2 protein-coding genes are annotated in these 1,272 nt (G+C 57.9%); one reads left to right on the forward strand and one right to left on the reverse strand.

What is annotated here, in order from left to right; translation table 11 throughout:
* Positions 1-332 (forward strand): phosphate acyltransferase (locus IE224_RS20775; protein ID WP_268246578.1); only part of this gene is annotated, 332 nt, incomplete at its 5' end.
* Positions 333-338: 6 nt separating this feature from the next.
* Here the strand turns inward: IE224_RS20775 and IE224_RS20780 are convergent.
* Positions 339-1,106, reverse strand: coding sequence for a sulfite exporter TauE/SafE family protein (locus IE224_RS20780; protein ID WP_229849505.1), 768 nt, complete (start codon positions 1,104-1,106; stop codon positions 339-341).
* Positions 1,107-1,272: the final 166 nt, after the last annotated feature.

The following is a 1,272-nucleotide window of genomic DNA, read 5'->3' on the forward strand; positions in this document are numbered from 1 at the left end:
CGAAGATCCACGAGGCGCTGTCACTGGTTCGCGCTGCAGAACCCGATCTTGAAATCGACGGAGAAATCCAGTTCGACGCAGCCTTGGATGACGTAATCCGGGCGAAGAAGGCCCCGAATAGTTCTTTGACAGGACGGCCCAACGTCTTCATCTTCCCCGACCTTGCCTCAGGAAACATCGGCTACAAGATTGCCCAACGGCTCGGGGGGCTCACTGCCATTGGCCCGATCCTGCAGGGCCTCGCCAAACCGGTCAACGACCTCTCGCGCGGATGCACAACCGAGGACATCGTCAACGCAACCGTAGTGACAGCCGTCATGGCGGAACGCTAAACCGGTCTACAGAAGACCCCACACACCGCGCAAGGCGGCCAGAATGGCCGTGGCAGCTAGCATGGCGATCGCTGCTTTTTCATATCTGCCCTCGCCAAGCTGCCGAAATACCCACCCGCCAAGGTGGGTGCCGATCATCAAGAGGGGAAAGGATCCCACCGCCATCAGCAAGGTAGGCTGCCCTAACATCCCTTGGACCCAAAGGCCGGGTAGCGTGAAAAGTGACGTAATGAAGAAAAAGATGATCAGGGTGGCACGGGTTTGTACGGCGGGTGTGGAGGTGCCCAGTAGATAAGCCACAGCCGGCGGGCCTGGCATTGCGGCCATTCCCGAAAACAGGCCGGACAACACGCCCGCGGCCAATGCTCGTCGTGGTCCCGGTTTGACGCGCACTTGCCTGATCAGGGCCAGCAGCGCCAGCAGGACGATAATGGCAATGACAACGCGCATTGTATCGGCAGACAACGCATACAACGTCATCAGCCCCAACGGAGTGCCAATTAGCGCCCCAACCGACAGGGTGACAAGCGTCGTGCGTGCGACCAGATGCCGAAGCACTGGAAGATCCCTGAGGCCGATCATGCATTGCAGAAGGATCGTAATCACCACGGCCTCCGTCGGCGACAGGGCGATGCTGATCAGTGGAACCGCAGCCAGTGTTATGCCGCGTAGGACGGCCGCAATGAAGACGGCACCACAGACAAAGACGATGGTTGCCGCAGACCATTCCACCGTTAGGCCAGATGACATGCAACAACTTGTCTTGACGAACATTCCCGCAGTTTCGGCATTACTTGATCCATCCTCAAGGAGAAAGCCCAATGAGAATTGGCAACTTTTCGGCGATTCACTAGCTTTGAACCGCCCCGGGTTTACCGGAGAGTAAAACACTCAAAGGATGAGCCCTATGTCAAAGCCGAGATTCACCCCCGCCTATCCG

Source organism: Paracoccus aerius (genome assembly GCF_014656455.1).
GTDB classification, from domain to species: Bacteria; Pseudomonadota; Alphaproteobacteria; order Rhodobacterales; family Rhodobacteraceae; genus Paracoccus; species Paracoccus aerius.